This window comes from Campylobacter novaezeelandiae (genome assembly GCF_004323845.1).
Taxonomy (GTDB): domain Bacteria; phylum Campylobacterota; class Campylobacteria; order Campylobacterales; family Campylobacteraceae; genus Campylobacter_D; species Campylobacter_D novaezeelandiae.
Genome location: NZ_QPGR01000034.1, coordinates 1 through 871, shown reverse-complemented (window position 1 = coordinate 871; position 871 = coordinate 1). Strand labels below are relative to the sequence as shown.

Here is an 871-nt window from a genome sequence, read left to right as displayed (position 1 = left end):
ACTCTTGAAAATTTCGCAAAAAGAATTTTATCATTTTCCTATGACCAGCTAAATAACCAACAATCTTTAATGGAAAATATAGGAGATGATTTAAAACTATTAAGAGAAGCTGGAGGATTTTTAGCAGCTTATATTGCTCAACCAGATGGAGAGCTTGTTGTAAGTGATACAGATTCTGATGCCAAAGGAAAAAATTTTGGTATTTATGGAAAAGCTGATAATTATGATGCAAGAACTAGAGATTATTATCAAGAAGCTTTAAAAACAAATGGAATTTATATAACTCCTTCTTATATTGATGTAACATCAAATCTTCCTTGTTTTACTTATTCAAAAGCTCTTTATAAAGATGGTAAATTTATAGGAGTTTTAGCTATTGATGTTTTAGTAGAAGATTTACAGAAAGAATTTGAAACTAACCCAGGTAACTCTCTTTTATTTGACAAAAATAATCAAATTTTTATTGCTACACAAAAAAAACTTTTAGATTCCTCTGTAGATCATACTCCAGTAATCAATGCTTATAAGGAAAATGGAGATTATAAATTCTTTTCTTATAATTTAAAAGAAGAGGAAAGATTAGGTATCTGTGCTAAAGTTTCTGAGTACACTATATGCAGTACAGAAAGTGCACAAGTAGTTAATGAGCCAGTTACAAAAATGGCCTTTATTCAAACAATAGTAGTTATTATAATGATAGCTTTTGCTTTAATATTTTTATATCTTGTTAATAATTATTTCTTATCCCCACTCACCACTATCCAAAATGGTCTTAACTCATTCTTTGATTTTATTAATCATAAAACAAATAATGTATCAACCATTAATATAAAAACAAATGATGAATTTGGTCAAATATCAAATGCCATCA

General features: G+C 27.6%; 1 protein-coding gene. It reads left to right on the top strand.

The annotated features are described in order from the left end of the window. On the top strand, positions 1 to 871 hold an 871-nt coding region (locus tag DU473_RS08130), incomplete at both ends, for a PDC sensor domain-containing protein (protein ID WP_262868333.1).